17 protein-coding genes and 1 other annotated feature (1 of these 18 only partly in view) are annotated in these 18,998 nt (G+C 43.5%); of the genes, 6 read left to right on the top strand and 11 right to left on the bottom strand.

The genetic code is table 11. The annotated features are described in order from the left end of the window. The first annotated feature begins 65 nt into the window (after nucleotides 1-65). Complete coding sequence (gene bla, locus Xkoz_RS05385) at nucleotides 66-1,013, top strand: class A beta-lactamase (protein ID WP_099141197.1); 948 nt, start codon at nucleotides 66-68, stop codon at nucleotides 1,011-1,013. Nucleotides 1,014-1,088: 75 nt separating this feature from the next. Here the strand turns inward: bla and yciH are convergent, their stop codons facing one another. The 4 genes from yciH to Xkoz_RS05365 form a co-directional block, all read right to left on the bottom strand. Next, nucleotides 1,089-1,412, bottom strand: coding sequence for a stress response translation initiation inhibitor YciH (gene yciH, locus Xkoz_RS05380; protein WP_099141196.1), 324 nt, complete (start codon nucleotides 1,410-1,412; stop codon nucleotides 1,089-1,091). Further along, nucleotides 1,405-2,145, bottom strand: a complete 741-nt coding sequence (pyrF, locus tag Xkoz_RS05375; RefSeq protein ID WP_099141195.1) for an orotidine-5'-phosphate decarboxylase — start codon at nucleotides 2,143-2,145, stop codon at nucleotides 1,405-1,407. Before pyrF ends, yciH begins: the two co-directional genes overlap by 8 nt. 83 nt (nucleotides 2,146-2,228) lie before the next feature. Continuing rightward, nucleotides 2,229-3,398, bottom strand: a complete 1,170-nt coding sequence (lapB, locus tag Xkoz_RS05370) for a lipopolysaccharide assembly protein LapB (RefSeq protein ID WP_099141194.1) — start codon at nucleotides 3,396-3,398, stop codon at nucleotides 2,229-2,231. Nucleotides 3,399-3,404: 6 nt separating this feature from the next. After that, a complete protein-coding gene (locus tag Xkoz_RS05365; RefSeq protein WP_099141193.1) occupies nucleotides 3,405-3,719 on the bottom strand; it encodes a LapA family protein in 315 nt (104 codons plus the stop codon). A gap of 360 nt (nucleotides 3,720-4,079) precedes the next feature. Between Xkoz_RS05365 and ribA the strand changes: the two genes are divergently transcribed. Continuing rightward, nucleotides 4,080-4,688: a GTP cyclohydrolase II gene (gene ribA, locus Xkoz_RS05360; RefSeq protein WP_099141192.1), complete on the top strand. Its 609-nt coding sequence runs from the start codon at nucleotides 4,080-4,082 to the stop codon at nucleotides 4,686-4,688. A 105-nt stretch (nucleotides 4,689-4,793) separates the two neighbouring features. Here the strand turns inward: ribA and acnA are convergent, their stop codons facing one another. Beyond that, nucleotides 4,794-7,487, bottom strand: coding sequence for an aconitate hydratase AcnA (gene acnA, locus Xkoz_RS05355; RefSeq protein ID WP_099141191.1), 2,694 nt, complete (start codon nucleotides 7,485-7,487; stop codon nucleotides 4,794-4,796). Nucleotides 7,488-7,882: 395 nt separating this feature from the next. On the opposite strand from acnA, the gene Xkoz_RS05350 reads away from it, so the two are divergent. Next, on the top strand, nucleotides 7,883-8,722 hold the full coding sequence (locus tag Xkoz_RS05350) for a hypothetical protein (protein WP_099141190.1): 840 nt from the start codon (nucleotides 7,883-7,885) through the stop codon (nucleotides 8,720-8,722). A 186-nt stretch (nucleotides 8,723-8,908) separates the two neighbouring features. Here the strand turns inward: Xkoz_RS05350 and cysB are convergent, their stop codons facing one another. Both cysB and topA read right to left on the bottom strand, forming a co-directional pair. Next, nucleotides 8,909-9,883 carry an HTH-type transcriptional regulator CysB gene (gene cysB, locus Xkoz_RS05345; RefSeq protein WP_099141189.1) on the bottom strand — a complete coding sequence of 325 codons (975 nt, stop codon included), beginning with the start codon at nucleotides 9,881-9,883 and terminating at the stop codon, nucleotides 8,909-8,911. 360 nt (nucleotides 9,884-10,243) lie between these two features. Beyond that, nucleotides 10,244-12,841 (bottom strand): type I DNA topoisomerase, encoded by a 2,598-nt coding sequence (gene topA / locus Xkoz_RS05340; RefSeq protein ID WP_099141188.1) that lies wholly within the window; start codon nucleotides 12,839-12,841, stop codon nucleotides 10,244-10,246. A 308-nt stretch (nucleotides 12,842-13,149) separates the two neighbouring features. On the opposite strand from topA, the gene Xkoz_RS05335 reads away from it, so the two are divergent. Then, complete coding sequence (locus tag Xkoz_RS05335) at nucleotides 13,150-13,401, top strand: YciN family protein (RefSeq protein WP_099141187.1); 252 nt, start codon at nucleotides 13,150-13,152, stop codon at nucleotides 13,399-13,401. A gap of 145 nt (nucleotides 13,402-13,546) precedes the next feature. Here the strand turns inward: Xkoz_RS05335 and sohB are convergent, their stop codons facing one another. Next, nucleotides 13,547-14,593, bottom strand: a complete 1,047-nt coding sequence (gene sohB / locus Xkoz_RS05330; RefSeq protein ID WP_099141186.1) for a protease SohB — start codon at nucleotides 14,591-14,593, stop codon at nucleotides 13,547-13,549. 234 nt (nucleotides 14,594-14,827) lie between these two features. On the opposite strand from sohB, the gene Xkoz_RS05325 reads away from it, so the two are divergent. Together Xkoz_RS05325 and cobO are read left to right on the top strand one after the other, a co-directional pair. After that, nucleotides 14,828-15,592, top strand: coding sequence for a YciK family oxidoreductase (locus Xkoz_RS05325; protein WP_099141185.1), 765 nt, complete (start codon nucleotides 14,828-14,830; stop codon nucleotides 15,590-15,592). Continuing rightward, a complete protein-coding gene (cobO, locus tag Xkoz_RS05320; protein ID WP_099141184.1) occupies nucleotides 15,592-16,188 on the top strand; it encodes a cob(I)yrinic acid a,c-diamide adenosyltransferase in 597 nt (198 codons plus the stop codon). The genes Xkoz_RS05325 and cobO overlap by 1 nt, the downstream gene beginning before the upstream one ends. Nucleotides 16,189-16,237: 49 nt before the next feature. Here the strand turns inward: cobO and rluB are convergent, their stop codons facing one another. The 3 genes from rluB to rnm all read right to left on the bottom strand — a co-directional run bounded on the left by rluB (nucleotide 16,238) and on the right by rnm (nucleotide 18,738). Next, nucleotides 16,238-17,161 (bottom strand): 23S rRNA pseudouridine(2605) synthase RluB, encoded by a 924-nt coding sequence (gene rluB, locus Xkoz_RS05315; protein WP_099141183.1) that lies wholly within the window; start codon nucleotides 17,159-17,161, stop codon nucleotides 16,238-16,240. A 64-nt stretch (nucleotides 17,162-17,225) separates the two neighbouring features. Then, nucleotides 17,226-17,846, bottom strand: coding sequence for an L-threonylcarbamoyladenylate synthase (locus Xkoz_RS05310; protein ID WP_099141182.1), 621 nt, complete (start codon nucleotides 17,844-17,846; stop codon nucleotides 17,226-17,228). A 19-nt stretch (nucleotides 17,847-17,865) separates the two neighbouring features. Continuing rightward, nucleotides 17,866-18,738 carry an RNase RNM gene (gene rnm, locus Xkoz_RS05305; protein WP_099141181.1) on the bottom strand — a complete coding sequence of 291 codons (873 nt, stop codon included), beginning with the start codon at nucleotides 18,736-18,738 and terminating at the stop codon, nucleotides 17,866-17,868. Between the two features lie 250 nt (nucleotides 18,739-18,988). Then, nucleotides 18,989-18,998 (top strand) — a sequence feature (Trp leader region); it runs 97 nt beyond the window's last position.

Below are 18,998 nucleotides of genomic sequence, written 5' to 3'. Positions count from 1 at the left end.
CAATAAGATTATCTATTCAATAGTAGACATGATTTATTTCTCGATAAATCCTAAGGCTCCCCCACATGCTATTTTCTTCATTGAATCGGGGCTGTTCTATAGCTGCCCTTGCTTTTTTATTTAATGTATCATTTGCCTTTCCAGCCAGTGCGACTGTTCATAAAAATCAAATATCATCTTCAAGCTCTCCCCTTAAGACCGACGATATCATCCACCAACTTGCCATATTGGAGAAAAATGCCAATGGCCGACTCGGTGTGGTCTTGATAGACACATCCGATCATTCCACCCTGTCTTACCGTGCAAACGAGCGTTTTCCGCTATGCAGCACCAGCAAGTTAATGGCGGTATCGGCCATCCTGAAAAAAAGTGAAACAAATGCCCATTTATTGAACCAACGAGTTCACTACCAACAATCAGATCTTGTCGAATATAGTCCAATAACGGAAAAACATCTCAAAGAGGGGATGACATTAGGAGAACTGAGCGCAGCAACACTGCAATATAGCGATAATACGGCCATGAATTTGCTTCTTAACCAACTCAATGGTCCAAATGAAGTGACACTCTTTGCCCGTACTCTCGGTGACAATTCTTTTCGCCTCGATCGCTATGAACCCGAATTAAATACCGCAATTCCGGGTGATGAGCGTGACACATCCACACCGCAAGCCATGGCGGAAAGTTTATATGATTTAGTGCTGGGCGATGCCTTGGCTACGGCACAACGTGAACAATTGGCTAAGTGGATAAAAGGCAATACGACTGGCAGTGCCAGTATCAGTGCAGGCGTCCCCCAAGACTGGGTGGTAGGAGATAAAACAGGTCGCTGCGATTATGGTACAACAAATGATATCGCCGTCATTTGGCCAATACCCAAACGTGCACCGCTGGTTTTGGTTACCTATTTTACTCAGCCAGATAACAAAGAAGCCAGTGCCCGTCCTGACGTATTGGCAGCGGCGGCACGTATCGTAACCCAAAACGGGGGAAATGAAATAAACCAGAAGTAAACCAGTGCAGTGGGTTAAATTCACTCACAAGCGATGCAGCAAATAAACGGCATCGCTTGTTATGACAATTCGGGCTTAGCCTCCAGCCAGTTTTACCTTCATGCCTTTTGCTTCCAATAATTGTTTCAGCAAATCACGCTTATCGCCCTGAATTTCAATTTCACCCTCTTTGACAGAACCCCCACAGCCACATTTTTTCTTTAGTTCGGCGGCCAACTTAGCCAGAGTTTGGTCGTCAGCATCAATGCCTGTGATCACACAAACACCTTTCCCTTTTCGGCCACTGGTCTGGCGTTGGATACGCACGACACCATCACCTTTCGGACGAGAAGGCGCTACCTTTTCCTCCTGGAGACGGCCACCCTCTGTCGAGTAGACCAATCGAGAATTATTATCCATGAATGACTCCGATAGCGTGGTTAATCTGCTGTAGCGCCAGTGCCGGATTATCTGCGCGGGTAATTGGACGCCCAATCACCATATAATCCACCCCTGCCTGAACCGCTTGGGGAGGTGTCATGATCCGGCGCTGATCTCCCGCTGCTGTACCTTCAGGACGAATGCCTGGGGTAACAAGCTGGAACGCTTGCCCGCATGCTGTTTTCAATTGTTGTGCTTCATGGGCTGAACAGACAACACCGTTTAAACCACACTGGTTTGCCAATAACGCCAAGCGCTCAGCATGCTGCGCTGGTGTCACATCAATGCCTGTTTCCAATAGATCAGACTGTTCCATACTGGTCAGCACGGTCACTGCAATCAACAAAGGCGCGTCCTTGCCGTAAGGCAATAATGCTTCTTTAGCCGCTGTCATCATTCTCGCGCCACCACTTGCATGCACGTTAACCATCCACACGCCCAGTTCAGCCGCAGCAGCGACAGCCTTTGCCGTTGTATTGGGAATATCATGAAATTTAAGATCCAAAAATACTTCAAAACCACGCTGATGCAGTACCTGAACAAATTGCGGACCATACAGTGTAAACATCTCCTTACCCACTTTCAGGCGACAGGATTGGGGATCAATCTTGTCGACAAATGCCAACGCTGCATCCTGGCTGTCATAATCCAATGCAACAATAACAGGCGAGTCGATCTGCTTAGCTAGAGTGTGAACTGTGCGGGAGGTCATTTTTAGGCCCTTTGATTTATCTATTAATTTGAATCAATTATAAACTTTAGTCGCTAATAAATAGCAACTTAATGGTGACAGTGTCACTGACCATCTAATCCTCGGATCGGTTTAATCGCGTCCCAGGAACGACAGGATGGACAATGCCAATATAACGCGCGGGAAGTGAAGCCACATTTATGACATCGATAATCAGGTTTTGTGCGGATTTGCTCACCAACCATATTACGTAAAAGGATCAGGCTTTCTTTAGCCCGCCCTTCTTCTGCTTCCGCCAGATGGTAATCCATCAGGCGATAAAACAGCCTCATGGTTGGATGGCGTTCCAGTTGACGGTTAATGAAATTTTGGGCGACATCACGTCCTTCTCTCTTTTCAAGGATATCGGCCATATGAAGCTCAGCAATCGCACCACACTTTTCTTCTACACAGCACTGTACAAATGATTGCCATTCATCCGGCTGGGATAGATATTGGTAACATTCTTGCAACATTGGCAAAGATTCGCTGACCAGTTGTTTATCCTGATCGAGAATACGTTTCAGCGCATTGGTGGCTTTAAGATATTCCCCTTGAGCCATATAAATACGGCCAAACATAATAGAAGTACGGGCACAGTTTTTGTTTGCCTGGGATGCCTTATTCAAATAACCGATCGCATCACTAAAATCGTCACTGCCCATACATTGCAGCGCCAACTCACAGTAGAAATGGGCGATCTCTTCCCGAAAATGGTGCTTGCCCAATTTCACGAGTTTTTCAGCAATATCAATGGCTTTATTCCAATCACTGATTGACTGATAAAGGGTTAGCAAGGCGTTGAAGGCATTTTCACGGAAGTCAGTTTCGTCAACAAGCTGGACGAACATATTCTCAGCGCGATCATAGACCCCCGCAGCCATATAATCTTGCCCAAGCTGCTGGATCGCAAGCAAACGCTGTTCAAATGTCAGGGAAGCACTTTCCATCAAAGACTGGTGAATACGGATAGCTTTTTCAACTTCACCACGGGAACGGAAGAGATTTCCTAGTGTTAGGTGGGCTTCAAATGCAGAACTATCCTCTTTCAGCATATCAAGAAATAAATCTACTGCCTTATCTTGCTGATTGGAGAGCAAAAAGTTGACACCATCAACATATTCACGTGAAAGGCGATTTGCCGATTGTTGTTTATCTTGTTGAGCACTTCTGCGCCCCATATACCAGCCATAAGCGGCAGCAATGGGAAGCAACAGAAACAACAGCTCTAACATGGAGAATTATTCCTTGTTTAATGCTACGGTAGATACGACTTTTGTGGATGATTCAGGTGACTGCCCTACTTGAGTTTCCAGTCGCTTGATTTTACGTTTCGCATGTCGTAAAGAAATACGGGCGCGTAAGTAAAAAACTCCACAAATTCCCCAACCGAGGATAAAACCAACAGCAAACAATGCAGCCAGTAATGTGGATACAGAGTAATCGCCTTTCGCAATCAAATAATTAAATGTCACTATCTGATTATTATTTGCTCCCAGTGTTACTGAGATAACAAAAACAACCAGAGCCAGTAATAAGATCAGAAAATATTTCACATTTCTTCCTGTTATCTATTGTTGCTGATTGGTTATGCCAAATAACAGACATAGTGGCGTGTTAAATTAGCATTTCTCATCGACACACGTCTACGTAAAGGAAACAATTTATTGCAACAAACGTGGAATTCCCTCTTTTGGGATAAATTCATCTGCAAAAATCTGCCTATAGTTTAGCATGCTAATCGGCTCATCATTAAAGAACCAGGCGCTTTAAATTCATGCATATTAATAATTTCTGTTACAATGCATCAGCGTGCATGCGTTGTAATCAGAAAAAATTTTTTGCGTAGTTTTAGCTGATTTCTCAACCGGTATTATTTTAAGTATCGTAATATTTATAACGAGTTAAATCATCATATGAATACAAAAATGCAGCTAAAACGAGTAGCTGAAGCAAAATTACCTACCCCGTGGGGCGAGTTTTTAATGATTGGGTTTGAAGAAACCAAAACAGGCCACGATCACGTCGCCCTTGTTTTCGGCGATATTTCTGGCGATGAACCGGTATTATCGCGGATCCACTCAGAATGCCTCACTGGTGATGCTTTATTCAGTCTAAGATGTGATTGTGGTTTTCAATTAGAAGCCGCGCTTGCACAAATTAGCCAGGAAGGCCGCGGTGTTTTACTTTATCACCGCCAGGAAGGACGCAATATTGGCTTACTGAATAAAATTCGGGCCTACGCTTTACAGGATCAAGGTATTGATACTGTTGAGGCCAACCATCAATTAGGTTTTGCTGCCGATGAAAGAGATTTCACCCTGTGCTCAGACATGTATAAGTTATTGAATATTAATGCAGTTCGCCTTCTTACCAACAACCCCAAAAAAGTTGAAATCATGATAGGTGCGGGTATTAATATCATCGAACGTGTTCCACTGATTGTCGGGCGTAATCCCAAAAATGCTTACTATTTGGATACCAAAGCCAGCCGCATGGGGCATCTATTATCCAAATCAAGCTAAAAGTCTTCTTATTACATTCAGCAAATGTGACAAAAAACTGCGTCGGTGTGGGCGCAGTTTTTATTTCTAAATGTGATTTTTCGATTGATACTTATTTCAATTTTATCATTTCAGCATATTACGAATCACATAATGCAAAATGCCATCATTATAGAAATAAGCCAGCTCTGTTCCTGTATCAATGCGGCAACGAGCGTTAATCACAATTTCCTGTCCATTGGCATAGCTAATTTTCACCGCAATAGTTTGCCCTGGCTGGATATGAGCTAATCCTGCAATATCAATTCGCTCTTCTCCTGTCAGGTTTAACGTTTTACGGCTAACGCCTTGGGGAAATTCCAATGGCAAAACCCCCATACCGATCAGGTTAGAACGGTGGATACGTTCAAAAGATTCCGCAATCACAACCCTAACCCCCAGCAACCTTGTTCCTTTTGCCGCCCAGTCACGGCTTGAACCTGAGCCATATTCTTTACCCGCAATAACGGCTAAGGGTATTTTCTCTTGCTGATAACGCATAGCGGCATCATAAATGGTGAGTTGAGATTGTGAAGGAATATGACGGGTATATCCTCCTTCAATCCCTGTCATTTCATTGCGAATACGGATATTGGCAAACGTTCCCCGCATCATCACTTCGTGGTTGCCACGCCTTGAGCCATAAGAGTTAAAATCTTGGGGGGCAACACCCTGTTCCTGCAAGTAACGTCCGGCTGGGCTGTCAGCTTTGATATTGCCCGCAGGGGAAATATGATCCGTCGTGATTGAATCACCCAAAATCGCCAAGATGTGAGCCTGATGAATATCTGTCACTGGTTTAGGTTCAGCCGTCATATCAGTGAAGAAAGGGGGGTGGCGTATATAGGTAGAATCTGGCTGCCAAGAATAAGTCGATGAACTTTCAATGCTCAGAGCTTGCCAATGTTCGTCGCCATCAAACACAGAATTGTATTCCTTATGGAACATTTCGGTTTTGACTTTTCTAACCGCTTCTGCAACTTCTTTATTATTAGGCCAGATATCTTTCAGGTAAACCGCATTGCCTTGTTGATCTTTCCCAATAGGCTCTCGCGTCAGATCTGTTTTCATACTGCCGGAAAGTGCATATGCGACCACCAGCGGTGGTGATGCCAACCAGTTGGTTTTCACCAAGGGATGAATGCGGCCTTCAAAATTTCGGTTACCAGAAAGCACCGCCCCAACGGTGAGATCAGCTTGCTTAATCGCGACCTCAATAGGATCAGGCAATGGCCCAGAGTTACCAATACAGGTAGTACAACCATACCCCACTAAATTAAAACCCAGTTTTTCCAGATATGGCATGAAACCTGCCAGTTCCAGATAACTTGTCACGACTTTCGAACCCGGAGCCAATGAAGTTTTCACCCATGGTTGACGTTGCAAGCCTTTCTCAACCGCTTTTTTGGCAAGTAATCCCGCCGTCATCAAGACGCTGGGGTTAGAGGTGTTGGTACACGAGGTGATGGCGGCAATCACCACGGCACCATCTTGCAATGAAAAAGTTTGCTTATCTAAGGTAACGGGTATCGCAGATAAGTGGCCGGGCGTTTTATGGATGTCCAACTTCAGGGCAGACTGAAAGGCTTGGGGTACATTTCCCAGTGCCACTCGGTCTTGAGGTCGTTTTGGTCCAGCCAGACTTGCTTCAACCGTCGACATATCCAGCTCAAGGGTGCTGGTAAAAATAGGTTCATCCCCCGCATGACGCCACAGGCCCTGGGTTTTGCAATACGTCTCAACCAGCGCAATTTCTTCTTCATGGCGCCCCGTCAAACGCATATAGTCTAATGTAATATCATCAACGGGGAAGAAGCCGCAAGTTGCACCATATTCCGGGGACATATTGGCAATCGTTGCCCTATCCGCCAACGGCAAATCAGCTAACCCATCACCGTAAAATTCCACAAATTTGCCCACAACACCGTGCTTGCGCAGCATCTGTGTTACCGTCAGTACAAGATCAGTTGCCGTTATTCCTTCCTGCAATTTTCCGGTCAGTTTAAAGCCAACAACATCTGGGATCAGCATGGAAACTGGCTGCCCCAGCATAGCCGCCTCGGCTTCAATACCCCCGACTCCCCAGCCCAGGACACCCAACCCATTAATCATGGTCGTATGAGAATCCGTTCCAACCAGCGTATCAGGATAAGCAAAATCTTTACCATCCTGATTTTCATACCAAACCGCTTTACCCAAATATTCGAGGTTAACCTGATGGCAAATTCCCGTTCCCGGCGGGACAACGCGGAAACGATTGAAAGCCTTCTGTCCCCAACGCAGGAACAGATAACGCTCATAGTTGCGTGCCATCTCTATCTGGACATTTTCTGAAAATGCCTGCTCAGTGCCAAACTTATCAACCATCACCGAGTGATCGATAACCAGATCAACCGGAGATAGCGGATTAACCTGTTCTGCATTTCCACCAAGTCTCAATACGGCTTCCCGCATCGCAGCAAGATCCACGACAGCCGGCACGCCTGTAAAATCCTGCATGAGGACACGGGCGGGACGATAAGCAATCTCCCGGTCTGCATGACCGGTTTTTTGCCATTCCACCAGCGCCTTTAAATCGTCCTCCATAACCGATTCACCATCAATATTGCGCAAGAGATTTTCAAGCAAAACCTTCAGGGACTTTGGCAGACGGGAGATATCACCCAATTGTTCAGATAACAGAGGTAAACTGTAATAGTGATAGGTTTTACTGCCAGTGGATTTCGATTTGCTTCCAATCGAGAGCATTGAAGCACAGCCTGTTCTCAATTTAAACGACATAACTCCTCCTTTCTTATTATTTATGGTCAGTTACCATTAAACATAACATATACCAATCGCCTTTCAAGATGCGTCTTATATCTCCCCGCGTAGCGGGGAGATATAAACACTCTCGTTGGTTTACAAACGGCAACTTGAAGTTAAATTGGTATATAAGCAAATATTTGTTATTCCATAACCACTTATTTTTCTAACTCACTGTAAATCCTCATTTATTGATAAATTTTAATGATGACACACCTAAAGTTGATATGTTTTATTCACGCCATAACAGTTTGATTGAATTGGCTCTCATGTTTCTACGTATTTCTGGCTAATAAATTTCAAATTACAATTTGAAAAATGAAGGTATATTCAGGGTACTCAATGAGTTCGTTAGAGAGTGGAGATAAATTATGGATACAGAAAAAAATAGAGACTACCAGCGTTATCTAAGCCATATCCAACAAGCCGATCAGTTCTTTTCGGCGGGTATTAAAGATAAATTTTCCTTGGCGGATTATCAGCTTAGCGATACAGACGGCCTTGTACAATTTATTATTACTTCAAATATTATCGACAAATCCAGTGTCATACAGAAAGTAAATGAAGTCAAAAAAATACAGATAGCACTTTCTTCAATCGTCGCTGACTACATTACCAAATACACCCATATTCATGGCAAAGAATATAAGACGGATATCGAATTCTGGGGCGATCTTATGGCAAAACTGCCATTGATGAGTGTCATGAATATTGAAAGTCAAACATATCAGCATGAAATGAAAGGGGTTTCGATTGCAACAAACTTGCTCCAACTCATTATGGATATTATTTTGAATGCAAACTCCCCAAGCCTGAAAAGTTTTTCAGATTTTCTGCAAAAGCAAGGGGAAGCTATAAGACTAGGTTTAAAACAGAATGGCGATCACTATTCTACCCTCACATTGGCCAGTGTTATTGAAGCAATTGGTATTGATGATCGCGTAATGTATGTTCCTAAGATGAAATTGTATAAAATAGATTTTGACAGAACCAACGCAGAAATAGCGTCAAGCTGTGCTTCTAATGAAAAGGTTAATGTTAAATTTACTTATTCCTCTTGTATTTCCTTATTTAATTATCAAGCGTTAGAAAATCATAGTGTGAAAACAGCTTTTGATAATTTCATTCTTAAAAACCAAAAATCTTCAATAGAAGATTCTGACAATTTTTTCAGTGGTGAATTTAAGAAGGTGATCCCAAAAGGAACATAAAATTATTATTATTATTTCATAAAGTTGAAAATATGACGATGCTTTAATTAAATGACCTTTAGCCCTGAAAGCATTAGTTAACCGATATGAGAAAAATAAAGATCAACCACCTCCCTCGCCAGGAGGTGGTTTAATCTTCTCGATGCATGTGTTTCTTGATGACTACCTTACTGATATTAAATATTTTTACACTATCGGTAATTCAATGTCTTTGAACATTTCTTCGATTTCTTCATTAGAACGTAATGCAATGGCTTTATCCACAACATCACGTGTCAAATGTGGTGCGAAACGCCAAATAAAATCATACATATAACTGCGCAGGAAACTACTACGCCTAAAACCGATCTTAGTCGTGCTGTAGCCAAATTGATCACGCATATCAATACGGACTAAATCGCTGTCCTGAACAGGCTCGATCGCCATACTGGCAATCACACCAATACCTAGCCCTAGCCGCACATAAGTCTTGATCACATCAGCATCTGTTGCGGTGAATACGATTTTAGGTTTCAAACCGGCCCGGTCAAAAGCAACATCCAACTCAGAGCGTCCGGTAAAACCAAATGTGTAAGTCACAATCGGATATTCTGCCAATTCTTCAATCGTCACATTCTGTTTATTAGCAAGTGGGTGATCTTTTGTCACTACAATAGAACGATTCCAATGATAACAAGGCAACATAATCAGATCGCTATAAAGGTGAAGTGCTTCTGTCGCTATCGCAAAATCACTATTTCCTTTGCATACCTCCTCTGCAATTTGCGTTGGAGAGCCTTGATGCATATGCAGTGATACATTGGGATAACGTTCAATAAAACCTTTAATAACGGGAGGTAAAGCATATCTTGCTTGTGTATGCGTCGTCGCTATATATAAAGAACCGCGATCGGGATAGGTGTGCTCACTGGCAACAGAACGAATTGAATCAATTTTTGACAGAACTTCACGTGAAATACGGACAATTTCTTCACCAGCCGGAGTCACGTGCGTCAAGTGCTTACCGCTACGAGCAAATATCTGAATCCCTAATTCATCTTCGAGCATCCTGACTTGTTTGCTGATCCCCGGTTGAGAGGTATACAACCCTTCTGCTGTAGAAGATACATTTAGATTGTGATTAACCACCTCTACAATATAACGCAATTGCTGTAGTTTCATATCAGCACTGTCCCTAATAATAAAATGTATGAATGTTTTGTAGTTTAACCAATTTCTATATTGCTAATGGTTACCCACTTATAACTATATAGAATATATATTTGTCAGTATATAACCACTATAACACTTGCTATATATTTATATAACAAATAATTAGGTTGAGTAACTATTATCAATCACCTGTTGCAGATATATTGTGTTTTAATTTTGCCGAAATACAAAAAAAGCCAGTCTTAAAAACTGGCTTTTTAGAAAGAAAAGTTACTTTTCCCACAAAAAAAGAAATATCTCTCTAAATATATTTTTATGAATTATGCCCAATGAATGAGGGAATAATAGACAAATTTATCTTCAGATAGATTACTTTTCTTTCACAACCCAAGTCCCGTCAACAAAAAATGCAGCCCATCCGGTAGCTTTGCCATTTTTCTCCGAAGAGACGTATTGCTGTTTAGTTTTACGACTAAAACGGACAACCGTTTTATATCCCTCTGGATCAGAAACTGGCGCTTGCGCTAAGTAACGCAATTTCTCAGGTAGGCGATCTTTAAACCGAACAAGCTCTTCCACCAATGGCGCACGTGTTTCGCGAGATTTAGGGAAAGTGTTGGCGGCTAAAAATATCCCTGATGCGCCATCACGCAGAACAAAGTAGGCATCCGATTTTTCACACGCCAGTTCAGGTAACGGAACCGGATCTTCTTTCGGCGGCGCCACTTCCCCATTACGTAAAATCTTACGGGTATTTTTACACCCTTCATTTGTACAGCCCATGTATTTACCAAAACGCCCCATTTTCAGGTGCATTTCTGAACCGCACTTATCGCACTCCACTATCGGGCCATCATAACCCTTAATGCGAAATTCACCTTCTTCTACTTCATAACCATCACATTCTGGGTTATTGCCGCATACATGCAATTTACGCTGGTTATCAATCAAATAACTGTCCATCGCTGTACCACATTTTTTACAACGATGACGAGCACGCAATGCATTGGTTTCAGCATCATCCCCTTCCAGAATATTCAGGATCTCATTTTCTGGGATAAGGTTAATAGTCTGCTTACATCGCTCTTTAGGTGACAACGCGTAACCAGAGCAGCCAAGAAATACGCCTGTTGTCGCAGTACGAATTCCCATTGGACGGCTACAAGTCGGGCAATCAATTGATGTAATCACCATCGGATTTGGACGCATCCCGCCTTCGTCGGGATCTTTGCTGGCAATATCAAGCTGCTCACTGAAATTAGAGAAAAATTCGTCCAGAACACCTTTCCAGTTCGCTTTATTGTTGGCGACATGATCGAGCTGGTCTTCCATTCTTGCCGTAAAATCATAGTTCATCAATTCGTTGAAATTTTCTTCCAAACGATCGTTGACGATTTCACCCATTTTCTCCGCATAGAAACGGCGATTTTCAACGCAAACATAACCACGCTCTTGAATAGTTGAAATAATCGAGGCATAAGTCGATGGACGACCAATCCCGCGTTTTTCCAGCTCCCTGACCAGGGATGCTTCACTAAAACGCGCAGGTGGTTTTGTAAAATGCTGACTTGGTATCAATTGTTGCAAACCAAGTTCAGTGCCCACTTCAATTGCCGGTAAGGTATTATCTTCATCTCCCTTACGCAAAGTCGGCATGACTTTTGTCCAACCATCAAAACGCAGGGTACGGCCTTTGGCACGTAACTCAAAATCGCCAGCTTGAACCGTCAGTGTTGTGGAATCATATTTCGCAGGCGTCATCTGACAGGCAATGAATTGACGCCAGATAAGCTGATACAATTTTTGTGCATCAATTTCCATATCTTTCAATGCATCTGCCATGACATCGACATCAGAAGGTCGAATCGCCTCATGCGCTTCCTGAGAGTTTTCTTTGCTGCTATAGATATTGGCACTTTGCGGCAAGTACTTGTCACCAAAGTGGTTACTGATATAATCGCGAACCATTTCCAATGCATCCTGGCTCAAATTAGTCGAGTCAGTACGCATATAAGTGATATAACCGGCTTCATATAGGCGTTGTGCCATCATCATGGTTTTCTTAACCCCAAACCCAAGCCGTGTACTTGCAGCCTGTTGCAATGTCGAGGTAATAAACGGTGCACTCGGTTTACTGGATGTCGGACGATCTTCACGCTCAATGATTTTGTATCTCGCTGTTTCAAGCAAAGATACGGCTGAATGCGTTTGCTGCGCATTGACGGGTTTAAATGGCTTTCCTTTCTCATGGGTGACTTCCATGTGAAGGGCTGTGCTATCCTTAGCCATTAAATCCGCGTGCAGTTGCCAATATTCTTCCGGCACAAATGCCTTGATCTCACGCTCTCGTTCAACCACCAGACGAACAGCAACAGATTGCACCCGCCCGGCCGATAACCCTCTGGCCACTTTTTTCCATAGCAACGGTGAAACCATGTAACCCACAACGCGATCCATAAAACGGCGCGCTTGCTGGGCATTAACGCGATCAATATTCAACTCACCCGGATTATCAAAAGCCTGTGTGATTGCATTTTTGGTAATTTCATTGAATACAACCCGACTGAAACGGGTATCATCACCGCCAATCACTTCCCGCAGGTGCCATGCAATAGCCTCTCCCTCGCGGTCAAGATCCGTTGCGAGATAGATGTGTTCGGCTTTTTCAGCCAGCGTTTTCAGCTCTGAAACAACTTTTTCTTTGCCTGGCAAAATTTGGTAGTTCGCTTCCCAACCATGGTAAGGGTCGACGCCCATACGACTTACCAGCGCCGTTTTCTCATCTTTTTTTACTTTCTTTTTATTCTTATCGGTAGATGAGCTTGAACTCTTTTGACTCACTGTTCCACTCGTCGGCAAATCACGGATATGACCTACACTGGATTTTACAACGTAGTCATTCCCCAGATATTTATTGATTGTTTTGGCTTTTGCCGGGGACTCCACTATAACAAGAGCTTTAGCCATAGTTACCTTTACCTAATTATCTTCTTTTCAGATGGCGAAAATCACGGCGTTATGTTGCGATATATAAAATAAAACCTCTTTTTATATTGCGATAGATTTGCAAGATATCAACTAATTTTTATCTTGTACTTTTGCTTAAACGCAAAACCCTTTGAAATATTTAGGGTATTTTATATACCTACATAGGCCATGCAATTGTATGATTTAACAGTTGTAAACAAAATCTTCCATCTGCAATGACGAAAAGCCCACACTCTACCTGATAAAAAACGATGCGCAACAACTTATTTCTTCAAGGAGCACAATAAATGAAAACTGAAACCATGCCGATTAAACAAGATCAGTTACTGAAAAAAGCAAATGAAATCATTAAGGAACACGAAGATTTTATACAGGGAATGTACGCAGAAAGCGTGGAGCAAAAAGGTGGAGTATTCATATTTCAAGGGGAATATTTCCTGGATGAATACGGATTGCCTACTGCAAAAAGTACCGCTGTGTTTAATATGTTTAAACATTTAGCGCATATATTATCCGCCAAATATCATTTGGTAGATTAAAAAACTAACCGCCTTCCCCCAGCCCGATTGATAAGCTATCAATAAATATGCGGGCAATAAAGGATATAACAAAATCGCCTCTACTTGCCCGCATATTTTATCCACATAATAACTGGGATGGTTTTCTCGAAAACTGATTATTTCGTTACAGCAAAGGTTTTTCGCCCCTTTGCCACCAACGCATAAACAATTTATCAACATTTTCCATCGCACTTCCCATAAAACGATCTATGGCGCGTTTACGGCGAGAATAATTGACGCTGATCACTTCACAATGTTCAATTTTTTCAATCAGAAAATCATCACTGACCCCGATATCATCAATCAGTCCACTCTCTTTTGCTTGTGTACCGTACCAATATTCACCCGTAGATACTTTTTCCACATCCAAAGATGGGCGATATTGATGGATAAACGATTTGAATAATTTATGTGTTTCGTTCAGGTCTTCCTGAAATTTTTTGCGTCCCTGTTCCGTATTTTCCCCCAGAACAGTCAGCGTACGTTTATATTCACCCGCAGTGTGTAATTCCACATCAATATCATTTTTCTTCAATAATCGGTGAATATTGGGCATTTGAGCCACCACCCCAATGGAGCCAATAATCGCAAAGGGTGCAGCAATAATGCGATCAGCCACACATGCCATCATGTAACCACCACTTGCAGCGACTTTATCCACGGCGATGGTCAAGCGTATCCCTTTCTGACGAAAGCGAACCAGCTGAGATGCCGCCAGCCCATATCCATGAACCACACCACCAGGGCTTTCCAGACGCAGCAAAACTTCATCTTTTTTGTCTGCCACCGCCAATACAGCACTGATCTCTTCGCGAAGGGATTCCACCTCACGGGCATCCATACTGCCTTTAAAATCCAAAACATAAAGATTCGGCTTCTGTACCCCTTTCTGTCCCGTTTTGGCTTCCGTTTTTTTCTGTTTAGCATCACTTTTTTGCTGCTTTTTTAAGGCCTTTTGCCAGATTTTTTTCTCTGCTTCGCTCATTCGAGCCTGCTGCATCCGACGCTGCATTTCCTTGTACGACTCACCAAGATTGGTCAGCTTTAATTCCCCTTTATGCATTGCTTTACGTACACCTAATCCGATACAAACAACCGCCAGAATGACTATTGCTAAGACCACCGTGAGCACTTTGGCTAAGAACAGTCCGTATAGAGACAAATATTCCACAGTTCCACCTTTATTAGCTTATGATGAACAATATATTTGTTTCATTCTAACTAAAAACTGAAAACCTTGCTTTAACAGTTTGCCTGACCTCAATGGGGTTTTACTCTTTTGCTTATTTTTCACTAATAAAGGCAAATTTGACGGGAAGCTCAAGTTTTGTTCTGATGATAAACTGCATGCGCCATCCTGAAATGGCAAATCATCGATCCACAAGCAATACAGGAAGATTGTCCGATGTTTGATTACCAACCCAATAATAATCTGCTGCAACAAAAAATTATTTTAGTGACCGGTGCCGGCGACGGAATTGGTCGTGAAGCCGCATTAACTTATGCCCGCTATGGTGCACAGGTTATTTTACTGGGACGTACTACCGCAAAACTGGAAGCCGTCAGGCAACAAATTGCAGACAACGGCGGTTTGCCGGCTGACATTTACACGATGGATTTACTGACAGTAACCGCAGAAGAATGTCAAACTTTCGCAACTTTTTTGGCACAGCGTTATTCACATTTGGATGGTGTTTTGCATAACGCGGGGCTGCTTGGCGTTGTCGCCCCTATCGTAGAACAACCTGTTCAACTTTGGCATGAAGTGATGCAAGTCAATGTCAACGCCACTTTTATGCTGACCCAGGCACTGATCCCACTATTATTGAAATCCACCTGTGGCTCTCTGGTATTGACCAGCTCCAGTGTTGGCCGTGAAGGCAGAAATGGCTGGGGGGCATATGCTGTTTCCAAATTTGCCACAGAAGGCTTGATGCAAGTTTTAGCACAAGAATATCGCGACAGTTCCCTGCGCATTAACTGCATCAATCCTGGCGGAACACGTACCAGCATGCGAGCAAGTGCCTTTCCTGATGAAAATTCCGCCAAATTAAAAACGCCAGCAGATATTATGCCGGTCTACCTTTATGTCATGGGGGATGACAGCCGAAATGATTCTGGCGTCAGTTTTGATGCCCAACCGGGGCGCAAAGCAGGGCCTGCCAAATAATGACCAGAGATAACAACCAGTACCAGAAAAGGCAACAACGCCTGAAAGAAAAAATCGATACCCGCATTGAAGCAGCACAGCAAGAACGTGGGATCGTCATTGTGTTCACTGGAAACGGCAAAGGCAAAACGACGGCTGCATTTGGCACGGTGACTCGTGCAATCGGCCATGGGCAGCGTGCTGGTGTTATCCAATTCATTAAAGGAACATGGGAAAGTGGCGAAAGAAACTTGCTGGCACAGCAAGGTGTTGAATTTCATGTGATGGCAACAGGTTTCACATGGGAAACCCAAAATCGCGAGTCAGACACCGCAGCCTGCCAAACGGCATGGAGACATGCTGTAGCCATGTTATCTGATCCTTCATTGCACCTCGTCGTATTGGATGAATTAACCTATATGGTCAGTTACGGTTATTTAGCACTTACCGCTGTTTTAACTGCCCTTAAACAGCGCCCTGCCCACCAAAGCGTGATTATCACTGGAAGGGGATGCCATCGGGAACTGCTGGAATACGCTGATACGATTACGGAAATGCGCCCGGTAAAACATGCGTTTAATGCCGGAATTAAGGCCCAGAAAGGCGTTGATTGGTAAAAGGAACCGCTGTTTCAAAATGATATACTGAAACAGCGGCTTAAGCGTGTTAACGACCTTTAGATGTCGTTTTCTTCCCTGCATTCTGACGGGAACTGCTGGCAGGACGTTTCCCTGCGGGACGGGATGCAACCTGAGCATGCCGTCTTACTGCACGGCGGATCTGATTAGCCTTGAGGCGACGTTGGTCACGCCCAACAGCCACCTTGGACAACACTTCCTCACCCAAATCAACCAACTGGCGTAAATAGTTAGTCTGCTCCAGCCCCAGTTCAGTCCAGCCACCACGCGGCAAGCCTTTCGGCAGATCGATATCGCCATAACGCACACGGATCAGGCGACTGACCTGCACACCAACAGCTTCCCATAAGCGCCTGACTTCGCGGTTACGGCCTTCTGTCAAGGTGACGTTATACCATTGGTTGATACCTTCTCCGCCCTTAAAAGAGACGGTCTTAAACGAAGCCGGGCCATCTTCCAGTTGTACGCCTTGTGTTAATTGACGAAGTTTTGCATTATCCACTTCACCAAACACCCGAACGGCGTATTCACGCTCAACTTCGCGGCTTGGGTGCATTAAGCGGTTAGCCAATTCCCCATCAGTCGTAAACAGCAGCAACCCGCTGGTATTGATATCCAAACGCCCTACTGCAATCCAGCGTGCGCCTTGCATTTTTGGCAGACGATCAAATACGGTCGGACGACCTTCCGGATCATGGCGGGTACACAACTCACCTTCCGGCTTGTAATAAGCCAAAACACGGCAAACGGTTTTTTGTGGCTCTTTGATATTTAAGATCCGTCCATCCAGACGAATTTTGACTGAAGGATTAACTTCGATTCGATCACCCAGCGTTGCAATCTTACCATCAATGCTAATGCGACCTTGTTGGATATACCCCTCGATTTCGCGACGGGAACCATGACCAGAACGCGCAAGAACTTTTTGTAACTTTTCTGTTTTATCGCTCATTGAGCAACCTCTACTGTCGCCTTCACAGGCGTCGTGATATTAAATAAAAATTAAATCGTACATTTTATAAAAAAGGGGTGACATCACCTTCGCCTTCGCGAAGAATGACGGGTGAATTTTCAGTTAAATCCACCACTGTCGTCGGTTGCTGACCAAGATAACCACCGTGAATGATTAAATCAACTTGTTTACCCAAGGTCTCCTTAATCTCTTCAGGATCAGATTCAGCAAAATCATTTCCGGGTAAAATTAAGCTACATGACATCAGTGGTTCACTCATCTCTTCCAGCAGTGCCAACGCGATAGGATTAGAAGGAACACGCAGGCCAATAGTCTTGCGTTTTTCGTTCATCAGACGACGCGGTACTTCTTTTGTTGCCTGCAAAATAAAGGTGTAATTGCCAGGCGTGTTATTTTTGATCAACCTGAACGCCTGATTATCCACATGGGCATAAGTGGCAATTTCAGATAAATCACGACACATCAACGTAAAATTATGGCGCCCTTCCAATTGGCGGATACGACATATACGGGTCATAGCATCCTTATTTTCAAGGCAACAACCAATGGCATAACCTGAATCAGTCGGATAAATGACAATTCCGCCTTTTTTCAGCACATCCACACTTTGGCTAATAAGGCGGGTTTGTGGATTGTCAGGGTGGATATAAAAAAACTGGCTCATACAAATAACCCCTATATTTCTATGCAGTCCCAAGCCGTGACCAGTCGTGCCATATCGGTACAACATCACCGGGTAACCACAAATTACGCCCAAGCTCTATCCATGAACAAGGTTGGTGAAAATCCGATCCTAATGATACTTTCAACCCATATTCTCTTGCCAGTTGACCAAGTTGTTGTCTTTCATTAGGGGCTTGCTGGCACTGTGCAACTTCCATTGCATCACCGCCATGCTGTTTAAACCAAACCAGTAACCGTTTTAGCCATTTCATCGACAAATTATACCTGCCGGGATGGGCTATGACAGCCCGCCCTCCGGCCTGGTGAATGGTCTCAATCGCCTGCTCAATAGTACACCACTGCGGCGGGACATAACCGATCTTTCCCTTTACCAGATACTTCTTGAACACTTTCGGGATAGTCGATTCCACTCCTGCCTCGACCAAATAACGGGCAAAATGGCCGCGAGTGACTTGTCCACCATTGGCTAATCTGGATGCACCTTCCCAGGCATCAGGAATACCGGCTTTGGCTAATCGCTGCCCAATTTCAATACCACGCAGCTTCCTTAAATCAGCCTGATTCGCCAGCAATTGTCTTAAGGAAATAGAGTTAATATCAATATTTAAGCCAACAATATGAATTTCCAGATTTTGCCATAATGTCGAAATTTCAACGCCGGATATCAACGTTAATGGCAAATTATGTTGCTGAATATGGTTTAAGGCTGACGGAATACTTTCCGTCGTATCATGATCAGTGATTGCCAGTACATCAATTCCCATAGAAACAGCCCTGTCCACGAGCTGATCAGGTGATAAAACACCATCTGAAGCGGTCGTATGGCTATGCAGATCATAGCGTTTTGTCATTTCACTGGCGGCTTCAGTCATTGTTTTTTTACCTGTTTTTTCGGTTGGGAAACAAAGGTACTTTTATCAAGTAATATTAAGTACAAAGCGGTAATGATAACACAAGAGATAATATTTAAGGGGCAAGATTGGTTTGGTAGCAAAAAAATCATTGACAAGTGAACTTCGACCCAGTTTACTAGTACAAGGGTTAACTAAGATATTCTTTATTAAAATCCATTGAACAAATAAGGCACTTGAAATGAACGTCATTATGCAAACTATGCAAGTAACTCGTTGGT

Origin of the sequence: Xenorhabdus kozodoii (genome assembly GCF_002632875.1) — a bacterium.
Classification (GTDB): domain Bacteria; phylum Pseudomonadota; class Gammaproteobacteria; order Enterobacterales; family Enterobacteriaceae; genus Xenorhabdus; species Xenorhabdus kozodoii.
This window is presented reverse-complemented; position numbering and strand designations above follow the sequence as displayed.

What these genes read in the sequence shown, in the direction of transcription:
- bla (WP_099141197.1), top strand. Translation starts at nt 66, where the DNA reads ATGCTATTTTCTTCATTGAATCGGGGCTGTTCTATAGCTGCCCTTGCT.
- yciH (WP_099141196.1), bottom strand. Translation starts at nt 1,412, where the DNA reads ATGGATAATAATTCTCGATTGGTCTACTCGACAGAGGGTGGCCGTCTC.
- pyrF (WP_099141195.1), bottom strand. Translation starts at nt 2,145, where the DNA reads ATGACCTCCCGCACAGTTCACACTCTAGCTAAGCAGATCGACTCGCCT.
- lapB (WP_099141194.1), bottom strand. Translation starts at nt 3,398, where the DNA reads ATGTTAGAGCTGTTGTTTCTGTTGCTTCCCATTGCTGCCGCTTATGGC.
- ribA (WP_099141192.1), top strand. Translation starts at nt 4,080, where the DNA reads ATGAATACAAAAATGCAGCTAAAACGAGTAGCTGAAGCAAAATTACCT.
- acnA (WP_099141191.1), bottom strand. Translation starts at nt 7,487, where the DNA reads ATGTCGTTTAAATTGAGAACAGGCTGTGCTTCAATGCTCTCGATTGGA.
- Xkoz_RS05350 (WP_099141190.1), top strand. Translation starts at nt 7,883, where the DNA reads ATGGATACAGAAAAAAATAGAGACTACCAGCGTTATCTAAGCCATATC.
- cysB (WP_099141189.1), bottom strand. Translation starts at nt 9,883, where the DNA reads ATGAAACTACAGCAATTGCGTTATATTGTAGAGGTGGTTAATCACAAT.
- topA (WP_099141188.1), bottom strand. Translation starts at nt 12,841, where the DNA reads ATGGCTAAAGCTCTTGTTATAGTGGAGTCCCCGGCAAAAGCCAAAACA.
- Xkoz_RS05335 (WP_099141187.1), top strand. Translation starts at nt 13,150, where the DNA reads ATGAAAACTGAAACCATGCCGATTAAACAAGATCAGTTACTGAAAAAA.
- Xkoz_RS05325 (WP_099141185.1), top strand. Translation starts at nt 14,828, where the DNA reads ATGTTTGATTACCAACCCAATAATAATCTGCTGCAACAAAAAATTATT.
- cobO (WP_099141184.1), top strand. Translation starts at nt 15,592, where the DNA reads ATGACCAGAGATAACAACCAGTACCAGAAAAGGCAACAACGCCTGAAA.
- rluB (WP_099141183.1), bottom strand. Translation starts at nt 17,161, where the DNA reads ATGAGCGATAAAACAGAAAAGTTACAAAAAGTTCTTGCGCGTTCTGGT.
- Xkoz_RS05310 (WP_099141182.1), bottom strand. Translation starts at nt 17,846, where the DNA reads ATGAGCCAGTTTTTTTATATCCACCCTGACAATCCACAAACCCGCCTT.
- rnm (WP_099141181.1), bottom strand. Translation starts at nt 18,738, where the DNA reads ATGACTGAAGCCGCCAGTGAAATGACAAAACGCTATGATCTGCATAGC.